Source organism: Rhizobium rhizogenes NBRC 13257 (assembly GCF_000696095.1).
GTDB classification, from domain to species: domain Bacteria; phylum Pseudomonadota; class Alphaproteobacteria; order Rhizobiales; family Rhizobiaceae; genus Rhizobium; species Rhizobium rhizogenes.
Window position 1 is genome coordinate 196495 of the sequence record NZ_BAYX01000002.1, and the last position, 19612, is coordinate 216106.

Consider the following 19612-nt stretch of genomic DNA (forward strand, 5'->3'; position numbering starts at 1 on the left):
TGATGGGCATCACGCATGAGCGGCGTCCTTCTCGGGCTCGCAGCAGGAGGATAGCGCCGCAACAGCCGGGCTGCACACATCGGGATGGCCCTGGCAGCAGTCGCGCATGAGGAATTCGATGAGACCGGAGAGCGCCGGATAGGAGGCAGTGTAGATGATCGAGCGGCCCTCGCGCCGGGATTCGACCAATCCGGCGTGTTCGAGATGGCTCAGGTGGAAGGATATGCGCGAGGAGGAGGCGCCATCCATGGCTTCGCCGATCGCGCCGGCCGGCAATCCTTCGGGGCCGGCCGTCACCAGCAGGCGGACGATTCGCAGCCGGGTTTCCTGCGAGAGTGCCGCGAAAGCGTCGAGGGCTTGCTTTTCGTTCATTATCGCCTCAATATCTCAAGAGTAATTGAGATAAAGGTATACGAAGATGATTGATGACACCAGACCCCGCGAGATGGATTTTCATGGCGACGCTTCGCTCGGCGCACTTCTGGCCGCCCTGGAGCCGTATGCCGGCAAGGCGCTTGTAATCGACTATGGTGGGCAGACGATCCGGCCCGGCTATCACGTTACCGAGGTGAAGGCCGGCTCATTCGTCACGCTCGACTGCGGCGGAAACCCGGATGTATGGCGCGAGACGATCCTGCAGATCGAAGACATCGCCCAAGAAGGCGAGGGCGATTACCTGTCGGTCGACAAATTTCGGGGGATTCTCGATCAGGTTGCTCAACGAATCGAGCTTGACGCTGGCGCGCGACTCACCCTCGAGGTAGGGCCGCCGGATGTGGCGATGCAGATTTTTGATGTTGGTAGGCTGCGCATCGAGGCCGATCGCGTCATACTACGGCTCGTCGCTCGTTCGGCGATCTGTAAACCAAGGCATCGGGTAAGACAGGAAACGGCTGCATGCTGTGGCCCGAGGGCGGCTGGCAAAGACTGCTGCGCGGCCTAAAGGTCGAGAGAGTGGCGCTGAAGTGGCATCCATCCGGCTGCCGTTTCCTCCATTATAAGGTTTGTCGGTCCTATTTTGTCATTCTGCTGCAATCGTGCGAGCGGATAATTCTCAAATCGTGGCTCCCCGTCGAATCGGTCGCAATAGAATCGCGCGCTCGCAAGTACCGGTCGGGGACCTCGGAATGAGGTTTGCCCGTTCCGCGCTGTCGAAGCGGGTCGCGGTAAATGTCGGAAATGGCGTGTGCAGCGTCGTTGATATCACGGATTTGCCGCGGATCTGCCATGTTGGCAGCTTGTCCCATTTCCATGTCTTATTTAAAATCGGCTCGTAAGTGTCCGTACATTAAGGACTTTCTTAACGAAGTCTAAACAAATGTGGCGCCTGTGTTGCTGACTTGTGTCCTTTCGGCAACAGGAATTGTGTAAGGCTCCTGTGAATCTCCCTTTCAGGCAAGATGTAGATTGCGTGACAGTTCGCGTCTTGTATTTTCAAATTCGGAAGCGAGGGCGATTGATCGTCCACTTCTTGAAACACGAGGATGGGGCAGGGAATACCTTCGGGTAGTTCTCATTCTCGAATGAAACTTTGACTGGAGGTCAATAATGAACATCAAGAGCCTTCTTCTCGGCTCCGCTGCTGCTTTGGTAGCAGTTTCCGGTGCTCATGCAGCTGACGCTATCGTTGCTGCTGAGCCTGAGCCGCTTGAATACGTTCGCATCTGCGACGCATACGGCGCCGGCTACTTCTTCATTCCGGGCACCGAAACCTGCCTCAAGATCGGCGGTAAGGTTCGTACCGAAGGTCAGTGGTACGATGCCTACAACCCGAACAACGTTCGTGGCACGCTCTGGCACACCCGCGCTGAGTTGAACGTCAACACCGCGACCGACACTGAATATGGTCCGCTGAAGACCGAAACCATCGTTCGTTGGGATTGGCAGGAAGGCGCTTCCACCAACACCAATCTGCTGTGGGCTTACATCAGCCTCGGTGGCTTCACCGTTGGTAAGACGGACTCGCAGTTCAACCAGTTCACCGGCTACGCCGGCGACGTCATCAACGACGACGTTGTCTATGACGGCCCGTATGAACTCAACCAGTTGACCTACAACTACGATGCAGGCAACGGCTTCACGGCTGTGATCTCGCTCGAAGACAGCAACTCCGGCGTTGGCGCTACGGGCGTTAACGGCGAAGACAGCTCTGACCATTATGCTCCTGACGTTGTCGCCGGTGTTGGCTACAAGGCTGGCGCTTGGGCCTTCAAGGTCGTCGGTGGTTATGACTCCATCGTCGAAGAAGGTGCTGTCAAGGCTCGCGTCGACGCTGACTTCGGTGCCTTCTCGGCATTCGTCATGGGCGGCTACAACACCGACGGCAACAAGCTGAACAAGTACGCCGGCTCGAACGGTGGCGGCGACGCTGCTGATATCGGCTGGGGCGACTGGGCAGTTTGGGGCGGCGTTGGCGTACCGGTCAACGAAAAGCTGAAGTGGAACCTGCAGCTCGCCTACACCGACTCGAAGATCTTTGCCGCGACCACGAACCTCAAGTTCAACCCGGTCAAGAACCTTCTGATCGAGCCGGAAGTATCCTACACCAACTGGGACTCCATCAATCAGGACCAGTGGGCTGGTATCCTCCGCTTCGAGCGTTCGTTCTAATCTGATTTGACTTCGGTCATGATCTGATTTGTCACGCAAGTGACGAAAAGCCCGGCTTTCGAGCCGGGCTTTTTGCGTTCCGGGCAAGGTCGATCGCCCTCTGCTTTCGGCGTCTGAAGCACATTCTCCGCTATTTTATGTATTAGTTTTGTATAAATGGTGGGCGCCGTATAACTTGAGGATCCCCGGAAAGTAATGTCGGGTAAAGTGCGGCGGCAAGATCGGCTATTTCATGTGACAATTTTGCGACGTGATTTTTGTGCAACGCAAAATTCGAAACGAGCGTCACATATGCTCATAGTTTATCTCTGATATTGCTCTGAAAAATTCGATCTGTAGGTTCGCAAATCAGAAGCGAGGCTTACGGTTTCGTTTCTCCCAGATCAGGGGTCAACTTTGAACGCAAGGTGGGGTGGGGCACGTCGTTTTTCGGCGCGAATTCTCTTACCTAAATTTATATTGGAACTGGAGTTACCATGAACATCAAGAGCCTTCTTCTCGGCTCCGCTGCTGCGCTGGCAGCAGTTTCCGGTGCTCATGCAGCCGACGCTATCGTCGCTGCCGAGCCCGAGCCGCTTGAATACGTTCGCATCTGCGACGCCTATGGCGCCGGCTATTTCTTCATTCCGGGCACCGAAACCTGCCTCAAGATCGGCGGTATGGTTCGTACCGAAGGTGGCTGGTACAATGCTTACAAGGCTGGCCAGGAAGCCGGTGAACGCGGCACCTACTGGCATACCCGCGCTGAACTGAGACTTTCGACCGCATCGGACACCGAATACGGTCCGTTGAAGACCAGCACGGTCTATCGCTACGACTGGAACGACGGCAACTCCACCACCAGCAAGCTGCTCTGGGCCAATATCAGCCTCGGTGGCTTCCTCGTTGGTAAGAACGATTCGGTCTACTCGACCTTCCTCGGCTATGCCGGCGACGTCATCAACGACGACGTGATCGAGTACGGTATCAATGGTGGCGACGAGCTGAACCAGCTCACCTACAACTATGATGCCGGCAATGGCTTCACCGCTGTAATCTCGCTGGAAGATTCCAATTCCGGCACGGGCGCAACCGGTGCAAATGGCGAAAACAGCTCCGACCACTATGCTCCGGACGTTGTCGCCGGTGCTGGCTACAAGGCTGGCGCTTGGCAGTTCCGTGTCGTCGGTGGCTACGACTCCATCGTTGAAGAAGGCGCTGTCAAGGCTCGCGTTGACGCCGACTTCGGCATTCTGACCGCTTTCGTTATGGGTGGCTACAACACCGATGGCAATAAGCTCAACAAGTATGCCGGCGCAGGCGGAGATGGTCTTGGCTGGGGCGACTGGGCTGTCTGGGGCGGCGTTGGCGTTCCGGTCAACGACAAGCTGAAGTGGAACCTGCAGCTTTCCTACGACGACGTGAAGACCTTCGCTGCGACGACGAACGTCAAGTTCAACCCTGTCAAGGACCTGCTGATCGAGCCGGAATTGACCTACGTGAACTATGACGCCGCTAACAAGGATACCTGGGCTGGTATCCTGCGCTTCCAGCGTACGTTCTAATTCGGTTCGAACAACCGGATTTGATATAGCTCATATTCTGATCTGACCTCCGATCAGAAGGAAATGGCCCGGTTTTCCCAACCGGGCCATTTCTGTTCTTGGCTTACGCTTGCTGTCGCGCAGGCTCAGCTCGCCGCGAGGAAATCCCCGACCGCAGCCGGGATATCCCCGAGATGCAGGATGGGCGCATGTCCTTGCCCCACGGCAGTCTTGATCGTCATGCCGGGATGGCGCCGTGCCATTTCCTCGACCGTCGCCATTGTCAGCAGTTTGGAGTTTTCCCCGCGAATCACCATCAGCGGGATGTCTCGGAATGCCTCGAATTGCGGCCACAGATCCGGAAGCGGCGCCTCAAGGTCCAGCGCCTGCATCTGTGCGGCAATTGCGGGGTCATAATCAGCGACGATCTTTTCATCTTTGACAGTGTAGATCGCCCGCGCCATGTCGCGCCAATCCTCATCCGCGAGCGCCGAGAAGGTGGCACCGTGATTTTCCCGCAGGATGTCGGCGGCCTCGCTCCAGTCGGCCGGCTTCCGATCGCGGTTCAGATAGTCGCGAATATCGCCAAGCCCTTCCTTCTCCAGAACGGGACCAATGTCGTTGAGAATGATCGCCTTCAGAAGATCGGGACGGCTGGCGGCCAGCAGATGCAGGACGAGGCCGCCGCGCGACGTGCCGATGAAGACGGCTTGAGAGATATCGAGCGCGGAGCATAGGGCGAGCACGTCCTGGGCTTCCACAACGAGATTATAGTGGCTCTTGTCGTCGTCTCTGGCAGACAAGCCGCGCCCGCGCGCATCGAGCGTAATCACCCTGCGCGGCGCAGCCGGATCGCGGGACAGAAGCAGCGCCAACTGATGAAAATCCCGCGAATTGCGGGTGAGACCCGGCAGGCAGATGACGGGTGGCGGACCGGCGACCGGTGATTCGCTGCCGCCGTAATCGCGGGCATAGAGCTTCAGTCCGTCCGGTGCCGAGATCGTTCTGACAACAAAGCCGCTCTCATCGTCGCTGCTCATCGATAGTCCCCCGTGGATGACATTTCACGAGGGATGTAACGCCATTTTGCCGCCGTGGACAATCGGGCTTGCGAGCGATGGACTTAGCCGCGGCCGTAGATCAGATCGCGCTCGATATCGGTCTTCTGACCAAGCCGCGCCTTGTAAACCTGATAGTTCTCCATCACGCGCTGAACGTAATTGCGCGTTTCGGGGAAGGGGATGCGCTCGATCCAGTCGACGACGTCGTCGATCGACTTGCCACGCGGATCGCCATAGCGGCTGATCCATTCCGGAACCTTGTTCGGGCCGGCATTGTAGGCAATGAAGGTCAGGATGTAGGAGCCGCCAAAGGCGTCGATCTGCTCGCCGAGATAGTGCGCGCCGAGCGTTGCGTTGTAGCCGGCATCCTGCGTCAGCTTGGCGTCGGAATAGGCCAGACCATGTCGGCCAGCGACGGCCTTTGCCGTCTTTGGCAGAAGTTGCAACAGGCCGCGCGCATTGGCCGAGGAGACGGCTGCCGGATTGAAGGCGCTTTCCTGCCGGGCGATGGCATAGGCGAGCGCCTTGCCCGAGCCGGAAATATTGGCATTGTCCGGAATGACGCCGATCGGGAAGGCAAGTGCCGCGACATCGACGCCACGGCCATAGGCGATCTTGCCGACCTGAAGGGAGAGCTGGTGATTGCCGGAGCGCTCGGCCCGCGCCGCCAGCATGGCGATCTCGCCGGGGCTATCCAATTGCTTGGCCAATGCCCGATAGAGCGCCTCGGCGCGCCAGCCATGGCCTGCCGCTTCGAGCCGCGTGATGGCCTGGACAGCTTCACGAGACTGGAAGATGCGCCGGTCGTCGCTCGTCGGCGAGGGGTAGGCGACGTTCAATGTCCGCCGGCCGAGCTTTTCGGCAGCGAGCTGGCCATAGAAGGTGCTCGGATAGGAGGCCGCCTTCGCATAGAATTCTGAAGCCTTGCCGGGACCGCCGGCTTCGGCCGCGCGGCCGAGCCAGTACCAGGCGCGCGACTGTGAGATCGGGCCGTTCGACACCTGCAGGATCTTGCGGAAATGCGTCGAGGCCGCAGCGCCGTTCTGCAGGCCGCGCAGCGCATACCAGCCGGCATGGAATTCTGCCTCGCCGACATCCTGCGGGCTCTCGGCAGCACTGGCATCGACGACGCGGTAGGCGGTTTTGAAATTACCCTGGTCCACCAGGCCGCGGCTGACGATGCGCTGTTCGTTCCACCATGCGCCCGTATTGACGAGTGCTGCGCGGTCGCGCGGCATCTGTGTCAACAGACTGGCGGCATCGTCATATTTGTCCTGGCGGCGCAGGTTTTCGATCCGCATGAAAAGATAGGCCGGATCCTTGCGCCATTGCGCATCGATATTGGCAAGCAGTGCGCTGGCATTGGCGGAGCGATTGTTGACGGCTGCCCAGGCCTTGTAGAGCGATTGCGCCCTGCCGAGATCGCCGAAGCGCTTGGCCTGCGCCGTGCGGTCGCGATAGAGCAGATAGTCCATGCGCGCCTTGTGATCGGCGGGTGTCAGCAGGGCGGAGAATTCCGCGAGGATCTTGTCTTCGAAGGATTTGTCCAGCGCCTCGTCGCGCCAGATCTTGCGAATGAGCTTGGCGGCTTGCGCCGATGCGCCGCGCGAAACCAGCGCGCGCGACAGGATCACGCTGCCTTCCGGCGTTTCCGGCTGCGTATTGCCGAAGGCGGCAAGGACCTGATCTGTCGGGGGATTTTCGGTGTAGAGCGCCCGTTCGGAGTTGGCGCGTAGGCTGCCGAGACCAGGCCATCCCAAAAGTTCGCGTGCCGCCGCGGCGATTTCGCCGGAGGGAACGCCGGTCTGGCCCGAGGTGGCGATCGCCCAGGTCAGGATATGACGGTCGAGCGTGCCCTGGCCCATGCCGTTGCGGATGGCGAGTGCCTGCATCGGGTTCTTGTTGGAAAGGGCGTCGAGGCCGGTCTTGAGGTCGCTGTTGAGAGGCGCTACGGCGGTGCCGCGCGGGATGGCTCCCGTGTTCAATGGATCCGGTGCGCTCATCGCCACATCGGTCGTCTTGCGGGGGAGTGCCTGTTCACCGGGAAGTTGTGACGCAAAAGCGCCCCACGCGACCGCCACGCCCACAGCAGTCATGATCACGAGAGGTCTTTTCATCCGGTTACTCACAACAAAAAACAGGTCCCTTCCATTTGCCGAAATTTATATTAACGAAACCTTAGCGTTGGTCCGAATTTCAATCAATTATGATATCGGAAACTGCCCTTCACCATTGAAAGCCTGCTTGTCGCCGGCAAGTCGGCGCTTTATGGTGCGCGGATTCATAACCATGGATTGCGGCTGAAGCGTGAAAGCGCGCCGCGAGGAGACTTGCATGTTCCAGGGGTCCATTCCCGCACTCGTTACGCCCTTCACTGACGCCGGCAAGGTGGATGAAGCGTCTTTCGCTTCCCATGTCGATTGGCAGATCAAAGAGGGCAGCAGCGGGCTCGTTCCCGTCGGCACGACGGGTGAATCGCCGACCCTGTCGCATGACGAGCATAAGCGTGTCGTTGAGCTCTCGATCGAAGTTGCGAACAAGCGCGTCCCCGTCATGGCCGGCGCCGGCTCCAACAATACCCGCGAGGCGATCGAGCTTGCCCAGCATGCCGAAAAGGTTGGCGCCGATGCGGTTCTGGTGGTCACCCCTTACTACAACAAGCCGACGCAGAAGGGGCTTTACGCACACTTTGCGGCCGTTGCGGAAGCGGTGAAGCTGCCGATCTATATCTACAATATTCCTGGCCGTTCTGTCGTCGACATGACGCCGGAAACCATGGGCGCGCTTGCCAAGGCCTATGGCAACATCGTTGGCGTCAAGGATGCGACCGGCAAGATCGAGCGCGTGTCCGAGCAGCGCATCACCTGCGGCAACGATTTCCGTCAGCTTTCCGGCGAGGATGCGACGGCGCTCGGCTTCAACGCCCATGGCGGCGTTGGCTGCATCTCGGTAACGGCCAATGTCGCGCCGCGCCTTTGTGCCGAACTACAGGCGGCAACGCTTGCGGGTGATTATGCCAAGGCGCTCGCCTACCAGGATCGGTTGATGCCCCTGCACAAGGCGATCTTCCTGGAGCCCGGCCTCTGCGGCGCCAAATACGGCCTGTCCCGCCTCGGCCGGATGAGCCGCAATGTACGCTCACCGCTGCTCTCGACGCTGGAGCCGGGTACGGAAGCGGCCATCGATGCCGCCATGCGCCATGCCGGCCTGCTGAACTGACGGCAACACCGACGCCAGTCCTATTCGAGGCCGCTCTCTTCACAAGGAGGGCGGTCTCGCTTATTTAAGGTCTGGAACCTCGGAATTGACGCACGAAAAAGAAGAAGAAAAATCATGGCCCCCAAAGGCAGCCAACGCGTAGTGAAGAAGATTGTCGCGGAGAACCGCAAGGCGCGCTTCAATTACGAGATCATCGATACCTATGAGGCCGGCATCGTGCTGATGGGCACCGAGGTCAAGTCCCTGCGCGAGGGTAAGGCCAATATCGCCGAATCCTATGCCTCGGACGAAGACGGCGAGATCTGGCTGATCAATTCCTATCTGCCGGAATATCTGCAGGCGAACCGCTTCAATCACGAGCCGCGCCGCCGCCGCAAGCTGTTGCTCTCGGGCCGTGAAATCGGCCGGCTGCGCTCCGGCATCAATCGCGAAGGCATGACGCTGATCCCGTTGAAGATCTATTTCAACGACAACGGTCGCGCCAAGCTCGAACTGGCGCTTGCCAAGGGCAAGAAGCTTCACGACAAGCGTCAATCCGAGAAGGAACGCGATTGGAACCGGCAGAAGGGCCGCATCCTCAAGGACAATAGGTGACGGTGACGGGCGGCCGTTAGGCTGAACTCAAGATGCCCTAGTAAAGGGCCGGTGGCGCAGCGAATACGATATGCATCCGCTGCGGGGTCACCTATTCCTCGGCATCAGCCGCAGTAGCCGCCGGTTCGGCCGGACGCTGTGGACGATCGGAGGGATCGCGGCCGATTTCGGCCTTCAGCGAGACGAGGTCGATGAAGTGATCGGCCTGGCGGCGCAGGTCGTCGGCGATCATTGGCGGCTGGGTGGCCATGGTGGAGATGACCGACACCTTGCGGCCGCGACGCTGCAACGCCTCGACCAGGGTGGTGAAGTCGCCGTCGCCGGAGAAGATCACCAGATGATCGACGGTTTCGGACTGCTCCATGGCATCGATCGCCAGCTCGATATCCATGTTGCCCTTGATCTTGCGGCGGCCCATGGAGTCGGTGAATTCCTTCGCCGGCTTGGTGACGACCTTGTAGCCATTATAGTCGAGCCAGTCGATCAGCGGGCGGATCGAGGAGTATTCCTGATCCTCGATTAAGGCGGTATAATAATAGGCACGCAGCAGATATCCGCGCTTTTGGAACGCTTTCAACAGCTTACGGTAGTCAATATCGAAACCGAGGCTCTTGGATGCGGCGTAGAGATTGGCGCCGTCTATAAAAAGTGCAATTTTTTCGCGTGGGTCGAACATCGCTTACATATCCACTGTTATCAAAATGCAATTACCGTACGCAAAATGTAGTCAAAACAATGTCTTGCATGACGCCGGCGAACAATTCGTATTACTTTATGAATCATTCATATAGCCGAGATTTAGGGCACGTAATGTGATATTCCAAGCAATCTTAAGTAGAATCCATGATTTGTCTATTGAATTTTAGCGCATTGTGGGGGGATTGGGACCCCTGCAGCAGGAAAAACTTGAATTTGCCTTCGTTTGCTTGTATCGGCGTGCTACTCCGAGACATGATGACGACATCACGACCGCAAAGGACAGGCAATGGCCCGTGTCACAGTAGAAGATTGCATTGATAAAGTTGAGAACCGGTTCGAGCTCGTGTTGCTCGCCAGCCATCGCGCGCGCCTGATTTCGCAGGGTTCCTCGATTACCATCGACCGCGATAACGACAAGAACCCGGTCGTGGCCTTGCGCGAAATCGCCGATGAGACGCTGTCTCCCGACGATCTCAAGGAAGACCTGATCCATTCGCTGCAGAAGCACGTCGAAATCGACGAGCCGGAACCCGATCCGGCAAGCCTGCTGGCCGCTGGCGGCAACGCCTCGGCTTCGGGCGACGAGGAAGAAGATGCTCCGGAAGCTGTCACTTTCGACCAGATGTCGGAAGAGGAACTGCTGGCTGGCATCGAAGGCCTTGTTCCGCCAGAAAAAAGCGACGATTACTGATCGTCGAGCTTGATGCTCTAACCAAGAGCGATATGATGAAGTAATGTGTGCGCCGGTCGTATGACTGGCGCGCTTTTGTTTTTGCTGGAGTAGCTTGGGAATGATGCGGCAATACGAGCTTGTCGAGCGTGTGCAGAAATACAAGCCCGATGCCAACGAAGCTCTTCTCAACAAGGCCTATGTCTATGCGATGCAGAAACATGGGCAGCAGAAACGCGCCAGCGGCGACCCCTATATTTCCCATCCCCTCGAAGTCGCCGCCATCCTGACGGACATGCGTCTGGATGAATCGACGATCGCCGTCGCTCTCCTGCACGACACGATCGAAGACACGACCGCGACGCGCGCCGAAATCGATGAGCTGTTCGGCGAGGATATCGGCCGTCTGGTCGAGGGGCTGACCAAGATCAAGAAGCTCGATCTCGTCACCAAGAAGGCGAAGCAGGCGGAAAACCTGCGCAAGCTGCTGCTCGCCATTTCCGACGATGTCCGCGTGCTGCTGGTCAAGCTCGCCGACCGCCTGCACAATATGCGTACGCTCGACCATATGTCGCCGGAAAAGCGCGCTCGCATCTCCGAAGAGACGATGGAAATCTATGCGCCGCTCGCCGGCCGCATGGGTATGCAGGACATGCGCGAAGAGCTGGAGGAGCTTTCCTTCCGCCACATCAATCCCGAAGCGAATGAAACGGTGACCAAGCGCCTCGAGGAGCTGTCACGGCGCAATGAAGGTCTGGTGAAGAAGATCGAGGTGGAACTGCGCGACCTCCTGGTCGCCAACGGCCTTGCCAATGCCATGGTCAAGGGGCGACAGAAGAAGCCTTATTCGGTCTTCCGCAAGATGCAGTCGAAGTCGCTTTCCTTCGAACAGCTGTCCGACGTCTATGGCTTCCGCCTGCTCGTCGACGATATTCCCTCCTGCTATCGCGCGCTCGGCATCGTGCATACGCGCTGGCGTGTCGTGCCCGGCCGGTTCAAGGATTACATCTCGACGCCGAAGCAGAACGACTATCGCTCGCTGCACACCACCATCGTCGGCCCGTCCAGCCAGCGCATCGAGCTGCAGATCCGCACCAAGCGCATGCATGAAATCGCCGAATTCGGCATTGCCGCCCATGCGCTCTACAAGGACAAGGACGGCAACAGCAATGGCGACGGCGAGCTGCTGTCGCGCGAAAGCAATGCCTATTCCTGGCTGCGCCACACCATCGAGGCGCTGGCCGAAGGCGACAGCCCGGAAGAGTTCCTTGAACATACCAAGCTTGAGCTCTTCCAGGATCAGGTTTTCTGCTTCACACCGAAGGGCAAGCTGATCGCGCTGCTGCGCGGCGCCACGCCGATCGATTTCGCCTATGCGGTTCACACAAATATCGGCGACACCACCGTCGGCGCCAAGATCAATGGCCGCATCATGCCGCTGGTGACGCGCCTGACCAATGGCGATGAAGTCGAGATCATCCGCTCCGGCGTGCAGGTGCCGCCGGCTGCCTGGGAAGAGATCGTCGTGACTGGCAAGGCGCGCGCCGCCATCCGCCGCGCCACGCGTCTTGCCATCCGCAAGCAATATGCCGGCCTCGGTCACCGTATTCTGGAGCGCACCTTCGAGCGCGCCGGCAAGGTCTTTTCGCGCGAGGCGCTGAAGCCGGCGCTGCATCGCCTCGGCCAGAAGGATGTCGAGGACGCGATTGCCGCCGTCGGGCGCGGGGAGATGTCGTCGCTCGATGTGCTGCGCGCCGTCTATCCCGACCATCAGGACGAGCGCGTGACCGTCAAGCCCGCCGGTGACGAAGGCTGGTTCAACGTCCGCAGCGCCTCCGGTATGATCTTCAAGATCCCCGGCAAGACAAAGGCTGATCTCGCGGCCAGCATCGAGGGTATCGATGCCCTGCCGATCCGTGGCCTGGCGGCGGATGTCGAGGTGCATTTCGCCCCGACGGGTGCCGTGCCCGGCGATCGCATCGTCGGCATCATGGAAAAAGGCAAGGGGATCACCATCTATCCGATCCAGTCGCCGGTGCTGCAGCGCTTCGACGATCAGCCGGAGCGCTGGATCGATGTGCGCTGGGATCTGGACGAGGCCAACAAGTCTCGCTTTGGCGCGAGGATCCTGATCAATGCGCTGAACGAACCCGGCACGCTCGCCAAGGTCGCGCAGACGGTTGCCGGCGTCGACGTCAATATCCGCATTCTCAACACCGTGCGCGTTGCCGCCGACTTTACCGAGATGGCTCTCGACGTCGAAGTCTGGGATCTGCGCCAGCTCAACCAGCTCCTGGTGCAGCTAAAGGAGCTCGACTGCATCGCCACTGTAAAACGGCTTTACGAATAATTATCTGTAGCGATGGCGCCGATCCGGCGTGGCTGCATATTTTGTGACCAATTTATGGTCAAATCCGACCACCATTATGTGCAGCCATGCGATATACGCATGGCTGTATCGGTTTTACAGCGTTGGTAATTAACCTTTGCAACGCTTATCTTCTGGTCATCGAAGAAACGAAACAGAGATGAGAGAAGACAATGTTTGGTCCTATCAAGAAATTCGCCCGTGCCCTGCGTGTTCCGAGTGCTGAAGAGCGCGAAATGGCTTACCTGAACGGCTCGCACGACCGTTTTGACCTTGAATATCGTCAGCGTCAGGTCGATCGCGGCATGTTCCGTCAGCGTTAATCGCTGACAATACTTTCGAATGGGAAGGGGCGTGACAGTTGCTGCGCCCTTGGAGCATCCCGCCACGAGCGGATTGAATGTTCCTGATCCAGAAGCTGGAGCGGTTTTCGTGTCTTGAACACGTAACGCTCCAAAGAGCAGGGCACGGTTGCTGGACAATCAGCGCATGAACGCTTTGCCGCTCTTGTCATGACGGCCCTCAATACACTAGATAAGCCGCATGTTATTTCGACGCCGAAAACCACTGACGTTCAGCGAGAAACTGCGGGAGCATCTTTGGCCCCGTAAGGGTTTTGTCCGCTCGTTCCAATATTTTGGAAAACGCCTTGTGCGCCTTGCCGCTTCGCCGCATTCGGTGGCGGCTGGTTTTGCGGCGGGCATCGTCGTGTCCTGGACTCCTTTTATCGGCGTGCATTTTGTGATGGCGATCATCATCGCCTATCTGATCGGCGGCAATGTGGTTGCCTCCGCGCTCGGCTGTCTGGCGGCCGGCAATCCTATCACCTACCCCTTCATCTGGGCCTTCACCTGGGAAATCGGCCATCTGATCCTGGCGCGCGACAGCGGCGGGCAGGGCGGTGGTGTCGATCTGCCGGCGCTGTGGCACAAGGGCGATCTCTCGCAAATCTGGGATCCGGTTCTGAAGCCGATGCTGATCGGCGGCATTCCGCCGGCGATCGTTTCGGGTGTCATCGTCTATGCTCTGACCTATTACGGCGTGAAGAGCTTCAAGACCCGCCGCAAGGAACGGCTGATGGAACGCGCCCGCGAGCGCCTGTCGCTTGCCGAAAACGCATCGGGCGTCTGACGAACGCTGATATCGTCGCGGCCGGCTGGAGGGCCTTCTCATGATCATCGGGATCGGCAGCGACCTCATCGACATCCGCCGCGTCGAGAAATCGATCGAGCGTTTCGGCACACGCTTCACCGAGCGCTGTTTCACCGACATCGAGCGCGCCAAGTCCGAAGGGCGCAAGAACAAGGCCGCCTCCTACGCCAAGCGTTTCGCCGCCAAGGAAGCCTGTTCCAAGGCGCTCGGCACCGGCCTTGCGCAAGGGGTCTTCTGGCGTGACATGGGTGTGGTCAACCTGCCGAGCGGCAAACCGACCATGCAATTGACGGGCGGAGCAGCCAGGAGGCTGGCCGCCATGCTGCCGGAAAATCACCGCGCCGCCATTCATTTGACGATAACCGATGATTTTCCTCTTGCTCAAGCTTTTGTGATTATCGAGGCGCTGCCGATTGCCGGCTGAATGACAGCCCTATGTCGCTTTTGATACCGGCGCCATTGCCGCCGTGATATGAAGCGGGTAGAGAGTGCCTGAATGAAAGTGCGCCGGTGGGGTGCGAACAAGGAATAAGACTGCGTGTCCGAGAAAGCCGAAAAACAGCAGAACGCCCTCTGGGAAAACATCAAGGTTATCGTACAGGCTCTCGTCCTGGCCATGATCATCCGCACGGTGCTATTTCAGCCCTTCACCATTCCGTCCGGCTCGATGATGCCGACGCTTCTTGTCGGAGACTATATCTTCGTCAATAAGTTCGCCTACGGCTATTCGAAATATTCTTTGCCTTTCTCGCCTGACCTGTTCAGCGGCCGCATTTTCGGCAGCGAACCGAAGCGCGGCGACGTCGTCGTCTTCCGTTTCCCGCCGAACCCGGATGTCGACTATATCAAGCGCGTCATCGGTCTGCCGGGTGACCGCATTCAGGTGAAGAACGATATTCTCTATATCAACGGCGAGGCCGTTCCGCGTGAGCCGCACGGCACTTTCGCCTCGGATTACAGCCAGGAGCCGGGCGACAAGATCCCCGTCTATAGCGAGCGGCTGGCGGACTCCGGCAAGGTCTACGATACGCTGGACCTCTCTCCGACCTCGCGCGGCGACAACACCCAGGAATATGTCGTTCCGGCCGATCACTACTTCATGATGGGTGATAACCGCGACAATTCCGACGATAGCCGCTTCGATGTCGGTTACGTGCCGGCTGAGAACCTGATCGGTCGCGCCAGCGTCATCTTCTTCTCGCTCGGACATGACACGTCGTTCCGCGAAATCTGGAAATGGCCGACCAATATGCGTTGGGACCGCCTCTTCAAGGTTGTCGAATGACGAAGACGCCGACGCTCTCGCAGGCGGATCGTCTTACGCTTGAAGCCGCGATAGGCCATGCCTTCGTGGAAAAGGAGCGCCTGGACTGGGCTCTGACGCATGCCAGCGCCCGCACGCACAAGGCGGGCAATTACGAGCGGCTGGAATTTCTCGGCGACCGGGTTTTAGGTCTGTGCATCGCCGAGCTCCTGTTCCGCACGTTTGGTGCGGCGACTGAGGGCGAGCTCTCGGTGCGCCTCAACCAACTCGTCAGTGCCGAGACCTGCGCGGCGGTTGCCGACGAGATGCAGCTGCATCTCTTCATCCGCACCGGTGCCGATGTGAAGAAACTGACCGGCAAGCGCATGCTGAACGTGCGCGCCGATGTCGTCGAAAGCCTGATCGCGGCGCTCTATCTCGATGGCGGCCTCGAAGTGGCGCGCAAGTTCATTCTGCGCTATTGGGAAGGGCGTGCTGTCCGGCCCGATGGCGCCCGCCGCGACGCCAAGACGGAATTGCAGGAATGGGCGCATGCGAAATTCGGCGTCACCCCCGTTTATAGGGTTGATGACCGCAGCGGACCGGATCATGATCCCCGCTTCACGGTGACGGTGGAAGTGGCGGGAGCCGCGCCCGAAACCGGTATAGAACGCTCCAAGCGCGCCGCCGAGCAGGTGGCTGCGACGCGGATCCTGGAGCGTGAAGGCATATGGCAGCCGCAGTCGGCTCAGAAATGACGGAAAAAATGACCAATCAGGAAGACACGGCTGCCGGCGAAGGTGCAGCTGAAAATAGCGGCCCGACGCATTCGGGTTTCGTGGCCCTTATCGGCCCGACCAATGCCGGCAAGTCGACGCTCGTCAACCGGCTCGTCGGCGCCAAAGTGTCGATCGTCAGCCATAAGGTGCAGACGACGCGCGCCATCGTGCGCGGCATCGCGATCCACGACAATGCGCAGATCGTCTTCATGGATACGCCCGGCATCTTCAAGCCGCGCCGCCGCCTCGACCGCGCCATGGTGACCTCCGCCTGGGGCGGCGCCAAGGATGCCGATCTCATCATGCTCTTGATCGACAGCGAACGCGGAATACGCGGCGATGCCGAAGCCATTCTCGAGGGGCTGAAGGAAGTCTTTCAGCCGAAGATCCTTGTTCTCAACAAGATCGACCGCGTTCGCCGCGAAGACCTACTGGCGCTTGCCGCCGCCGCCAACGAGAAGATCGCCTTCCAGGAGACCTTCATGGTCTCGGCCGAAAACGGCTCGGGCTGCGACGATGTCATGAACTATCTGGCAAAGACCCTTCCTGAGGGACCGTGGTATTATCCGGAAGATCAGATCTCCGATCTGCCGATGCGCCAGCTTGCGGCCGAAATTACCCGTGAAAAGCTGTTCCTGCGCCTGCATCAGGAGCTTCCCTATTCCTCGCATGTCGAGACGGAAAAGTGGGAAGAGCGCAAGGACGGCTCGGTTCGCATCGAGCAGGTGATCTATGTCGAGCGCGAAAGCCAGAAGAAGATCACCCTCGGCAAATCGGGCGAGGCGATCAAGGCGATCTCCACCGCCTCGCGCAAGGAGCTGTCAGCGATCCTGGAACAGCCCGTGCATCTCTTCCTCTTCGTGAAGGTGCGCGAGAACTGGGGCGACGATCCAGAACGCTTCCGCGAAATGGGGCTCGAGTTCCCGCGCGGATAGAATTGAGCTCCGGCGATTGTCTCACCTCGCGACAATCGCCGGACAAATGCTGGAGCCGGCACGGCGATTTTTTGGGTGATTACCCCCTCGCGCATCTCTTCGGTTGGATCTTTCCAGCAGACCCCTTGAAGAAGGGCACTGGCAGGCCGTCGCCCATTTGATCCCGGCGACCTCATCCGTCTCTCCGCCGTTCTAACAAACAAAGCATTGAAAAAGCTATCGAAACGCGGGTTGATCCACTCGCGGCGCGCAGCTGTGGCTTGTTGGTAGGCCGACGGGTTCACCACGCTTGCGCGAATCGGGACGGCTCTATTCGGACAAGTGAATGCTCGGCAGGCGGGGGCGTTGACACGATCTGGCACATGTCTTTTTAATGGCGGCTAATAGTGTATCAACATAGACTATTATCACCGTCACTTTTCGACCGGTTTCACCTCTTACTAACCGCAGCGGCAAAAGCGATTGGAGCATGATCACGAGCCCATAGTACCGCGGGGCGAAAAGTGCGAAGCGGGTTAGGGCAAGGTCATGTGACTTGAGACCGAGCCAACACGGATGGGGGAATGCCGTCCATTCAACACGGGCCGATGATTGGCGCCGGAGGGATAGATGTGGAAAGTACTACGGGGCGTGGCGTCGTCAGGCGCACGCATGCAGGGGTGGCGCTGATATGACGGTTCAGCGCGCTCTTATTTTGGAAGATAATTTGATCATTGCCATGGAGGCGGAGGAAATCCTTCGCCTTGTCGGGGTCGCGGAGGTGGAAATCGCCTCGAACCTGAAGCAGGCAGTCAACGCCATTCATACCGATCACTATGATTTTGCGATGCTGGATGTGAATCTGGGGGAGTCGATGAGCTTCGGCTTTGCCCGGTTGCTGGTCGAGCGCGGCATCGCCTTCGGTTTCGTCAGCGGCTATTCCGATACGCTCGATTTCCCGGCGGACCTGCGGCATGTGCCGCTGCTCAACAAGCCCTTCGACGAGGCCGCCATGCGGGTGTTCGTCGACAAGCTGTCATCGGCAAGCAGATCCTCCGAGATGTGACAGCGCCCGCCGTTTGTCCTAAACTCGAATCAAGACAGTCTACGGGACAAACCGGCCGATGCAGTGGCAGGACCATGCGATTATTCTGGGCGTCAAACGCCTCGGCGAGACCAGCGTCATCGCCGAGGTGATGACGCGTGATCGCGGCCGGCATATGGGACTGGTGCGCTCCGGCCGGTCGCGTTCCATGCAGCCGGTGCTGCAGCCGGGCAATCTGGTCGAGGTGACGTGGCGCGCGCGGCTGCACGAACATCTCGGTGAGTTCCGCATGGAGCCGGTGCGGCTGCGGGCAGCGAGGCTGATGGAGACGGCGACCGCGGTCTATGGCGTGCAGGCCATGGGCGCTTTGTTGCGCCTGCTGCCGGAGCGCGATCCGCATCCCTATCTCTACGACGCGCTCGACGTCATCCTCGAGAACATGCAGAACCCGATGGACGCAGGCGAGCTTTTCGTCCGCTTCGAGTTGGCGGTGCTCAACGAGCTTGGCTATGGCCTGGATCTGGGTGAATGCGCCGCGACCGGGGTGCGTGACGACCTGGCTTTCGTTTCGCCGAAGACCGGACGCGCGGTCTGCCGTACGGCCGGTGCGCCCTGGGCCGACAAGATGCTGGCGCTGCCGCCTTTTCTTGCCGCGGGCACCGTCGAGGCCGCGAATGGCGAAAGCCTCGCCGCCGCCTTCCGCCTGACCGGCTTCTTCCTGCATCGCCATGTCTACGAGCCGCGCGGCATCGAGATCGCCGCGGCGCGCGAGGGTTTCATTCAAGCCGCGCTGAAAGCGGTGAATGCCGTTTCGCTGGATCGACCGGACAATCCGCCGGTCATCGCCGCCAAACGTTGAGGCTTGTTAAATTGGCGAAGCGACTATCGCCGCTTGAATGCCCAGCCTTCCGCCCGTTCCTCGATCACTGTCACCACATCGCCGATCTTCACGGTACCTTCGCCGCGCGGGACGACATTCCAGCCGAAGAGCGGGCCTGGAACACGGCGATCGGCGGACATGCGGACGCGGCCCATGGCCGGCATAGGGTTCGGAACGTCGCGTGAGCCCGTCTGCTGGTCCTGTGTCGTCATGATGCAGCGGGCGCAGGGCTTGACGAGATCGAGGCGAATGCCGCCGATTTCGATCGCCGCCCAGCGGTCCTCCGGCCATTCCTCGTCGCAGTCGATGACGATGTTCGGGCGGAAACGTTCCATGCCGACCGAGCCCTCGCCATGGGCGGCAAGATCGGCATTCAGCGCCCTCAGCGAGCCGGTGGTGGTGATCAGGATCTGATAGCCATCGGAAAAGGTGACCGGGGTCCCGTCGCCCGCCCATTCCGGGCTGGCAATGCGCGTGGCGAGCCTGTCGAAGAACACCATCCTGATATCGCGCCCGAGCCAGCCGGACAGCGCCGTGTTCGTCGCGTCGTCGGCGACGGAGGCATTGACGGCCGACTTCCAGACGACGACGTCCATTCGATTATCCGGGTGGGGCGGGGGCACGATAATGTCGGCCTTGCCCTCCATTTTCAGCCGCAAATAAGAGGGAGCCGGCTGGATTTCGATGCGGGCAATATCCTGCAATTCGCGCTGGGTAATGAAACGGCCTGAGGGGTCGACTAGCATGGCCCGGCGATCGCCGGCCAGACCGAAGGCATCGATGGTGGCGGAGGAAATGGCTATGCCGCGCGCGCTCTTGAGCGGATAGATGAAGAGGTCGCTGACCTGCATGAAT

At 59.4% G+C, this 19612-nt stretch carries 20 protein-coding genes; 15 read left to right on the forward strand and 5 right to left on the reverse strand.

Translation table 11 applies throughout. The features are described from left to right. Window positions 1-9: 9 nt before the first annotated feature. Window positions 10-372 (reverse strand): ArsR/SmtB family transcription factor, encoded by a 363-nt coding sequence (locus RRH01S_RS04935; protein WP_007693121.1) that lies wholly within the window; start codon window positions 370-372, stop codon window positions 10-12. A gap of 46 nt (window positions 373-418) precedes the next feature. Here RRH01S_RS04935 and RRH01S_RS04940 point away from each other — a divergent pair, with 46 nt between their 5' ends. The 3 genes from RRH01S_RS04940 to RRH01S_RS04950 all read left to right on the forward strand — a co-directional run bounded on the left by RRH01S_RS04940 (window position 419) and on the right by RRH01S_RS04950 (window position 4154). Continuing rightward, entirely contained in the window at window positions 419-943 is a 525-nt protein-coding gene (locus RRH01S_RS04940) for a DUF6428 family protein (RefSeq protein WP_007693120.1), read from the forward strand. A gap of 605 nt (window positions 944-1548) precedes the next feature. After that, window positions 1549-2610, forward strand: coding sequence for a porin (locus RRH01S_RS04945; protein WP_007693115.1), 1062 nt, complete (start codon window positions 1549-1551; stop codon window positions 2608-2610). Window positions 2611-3086: 476 nt separating this feature from the next. Next, complete coding sequence (locus tag RRH01S_RS04950; RefSeq protein WP_007693113.1) at window positions 3087-4154, forward strand: porin; 1068 nt, start codon at window positions 3087-3089, stop codon at window positions 4152-4154. A gap of 125 nt (window positions 4155-4279) precedes the next feature. Here RRH01S_RS04950 and RRH01S_RS04955 read toward each other — a convergent pair whose 3' ends face one another. Continuing rightward, window positions 4280-5173 (reverse strand): alpha/beta fold hydrolase, encoded by an 894-nt coding sequence (locus RRH01S_RS04955; RefSeq protein WP_007693111.1) that lies wholly within the window; start codon window positions 5171-5173, stop codon window positions 4280-4282. Window positions 5174-5256: 83 nt separating this feature from the next. Continuing rightward, window positions 5257-7311 carry a lytic transglycosylase domain-containing protein gene (locus tag RRH01S_RS04960; protein WP_034518882.1) on the reverse strand — a complete coding sequence of 685 codons (2055 nt, stop codon included), beginning with the start codon at window positions 7309-7311 and terminating at the stop codon, window positions 5257-5259. Window positions 7312-7528: 217 nt separating this feature from the next. On the opposite strand from RRH01S_RS04960, the gene dapA reads away from it, so the two are divergent. After that, window positions 7529-8413 (forward strand): 4-hydroxy-tetrahydrodipicolinate synthase, encoded by an 885-nt coding sequence (gene dapA / locus RRH01S_RS04965; RefSeq protein ID WP_034518881.1) that lies wholly within the window; start codon window positions 7529-7531, stop codon window positions 8411-8413. A gap of 114 nt (window positions 8414-8527) precedes the next feature. After that, entirely contained in the window at window positions 8528-9007 is a 480-nt protein-coding gene (smpB, locus tag RRH01S_RS04970; RefSeq protein WP_007693105.1) for an SsrA-binding protein SmpB, read from the forward strand. Window positions 9008-9098: 91 nt separating this feature from the next. Here smpB and RRH01S_RS04975 read toward each other — a convergent pair whose 3' ends face one another. Continuing rightward, window positions 9099-9683, reverse strand: coding sequence for a LabA-like NYN domain-containing protein (locus RRH01S_RS04975; protein WP_007693103.1), 585 nt, complete (start codon window positions 9681-9683; stop codon window positions 9099-9101). Between the two features lie 309 nt (window positions 9684-9992). On the opposite strand from RRH01S_RS04975, the gene rpoZ reads away from it, so the two are divergent. The 10 genes from rpoZ to recO all read left to right on the forward strand — a co-directional run bounded on the left by rpoZ (window position 9993) and on the right by recO (window position 18736). Further along, on the forward strand, window positions 9993-10397 hold the full coding sequence (gene rpoZ, locus RRH01S_RS04980) for a DNA-directed RNA polymerase subunit omega (protein ID WP_007693102.1): 405 nt from the start codon (window positions 9993-9995) through the stop codon (window positions 10395-10397). A 100-nt stretch (window positions 10398-10497) separates the two neighbouring features. Further along, on the forward strand, window positions 10498-12726 hold the full coding sequence (locus RRH01S_RS04985; protein ID WP_042470218.1) for a RelA/SpoT family protein: 2229 nt from the start codon (window positions 10498-10500) through the stop codon (window positions 12724-12726). Between the two features lie 191 nt (window positions 12727-12917). Further along, complete coding sequence (locus RRH01S_RS33380; protein ID WP_007693095.1) at window positions 12918-13067, forward strand: DUF3563 family protein; 150 nt, start codon at window positions 12918-12920, stop codon at window positions 13065-13067. A 220-nt stretch (window positions 13068-13287) separates the two neighbouring features. Then, complete coding sequence (locus tag RRH01S_RS04990) at window positions 13288-13875, forward strand: DUF2062 domain-containing protein (RefSeq protein ID WP_042470221.1); 588 nt, start codon at window positions 13288-13290, stop codon at window positions 13873-13875. 40 nt (window positions 13876-13915) lie between these two features. Further along, the gene (gene acpS / locus RRH01S_RS04995) at window positions 13916-14320 is read left to right on the forward strand and encodes a holo-ACP synthase (protein ID WP_007693090.1); all 405 of its coding nucleotides are present in this window, start codon (window positions 13916-13918) and stop codon (window positions 14318-14320) included. A 114-nt stretch (window positions 14321-14434) separates the two neighbouring features. Continuing rightward, a complete protein-coding gene (gene lepB, locus RRH01S_RS05000; protein WP_007693088.1) occupies window positions 14435-15181 on the forward strand; it encodes a signal peptidase I in 747 nt (248 codons plus the stop codon). Next, entirely contained in the window at window positions 15178-15897 is a 720-nt protein-coding gene (gene rnc / locus RRH01S_RS05005) for a ribonuclease III (protein WP_042470223.1), read from the forward strand. Before lepB ends, rnc begins: the two co-directional genes overlap by 4 nt. A gap of 8 nt (window positions 15898-15905) precedes the next feature. Then, window positions 15906-16853, forward strand: coding sequence for a GTPase Era (era, locus tag RRH01S_RS05010; RefSeq protein ID WP_034519501.1), 948 nt, complete (start codon window positions 15906-15908; stop codon window positions 16851-16853). A 706-nt stretch (window positions 16854-17559) separates the two neighbouring features. Further along, window positions 17560-17898, forward strand: a complete 339-nt coding sequence (locus tag RRH01S_RS05015) for a response regulator (RefSeq protein WP_374188744.1) — start codon at window positions 17560-17562, stop codon at window positions 17896-17898. A 58-nt stretch (window positions 17899-17956) separates the two neighbouring features. Further along, the gene (gene recO / locus RRH01S_RS05020; protein ID WP_007693076.1) at window positions 17957-18736 is read left to right on the forward strand and encodes a DNA repair protein RecO; all 780 of its coding nucleotides are present in this window, start codon (window positions 17957-17959) and stop codon (window positions 18734-18736) included. Between the two features lie 23 nt (window positions 18737-18759). On the opposite strand, the gene RRH01S_RS05025 is transcribed toward recO, so the two are convergent. Then, window positions 18760-19608 carry an MOSC domain-containing protein gene (locus RRH01S_RS05025; RefSeq protein ID WP_007693075.1) on the reverse strand — a complete coding sequence of 283 codons (849 nt, stop codon included), beginning with the start codon at window positions 19606-19608 and terminating at the stop codon, window positions 18760-18762. Window positions 19609-19612 lie beyond the last annotated feature (4 nt).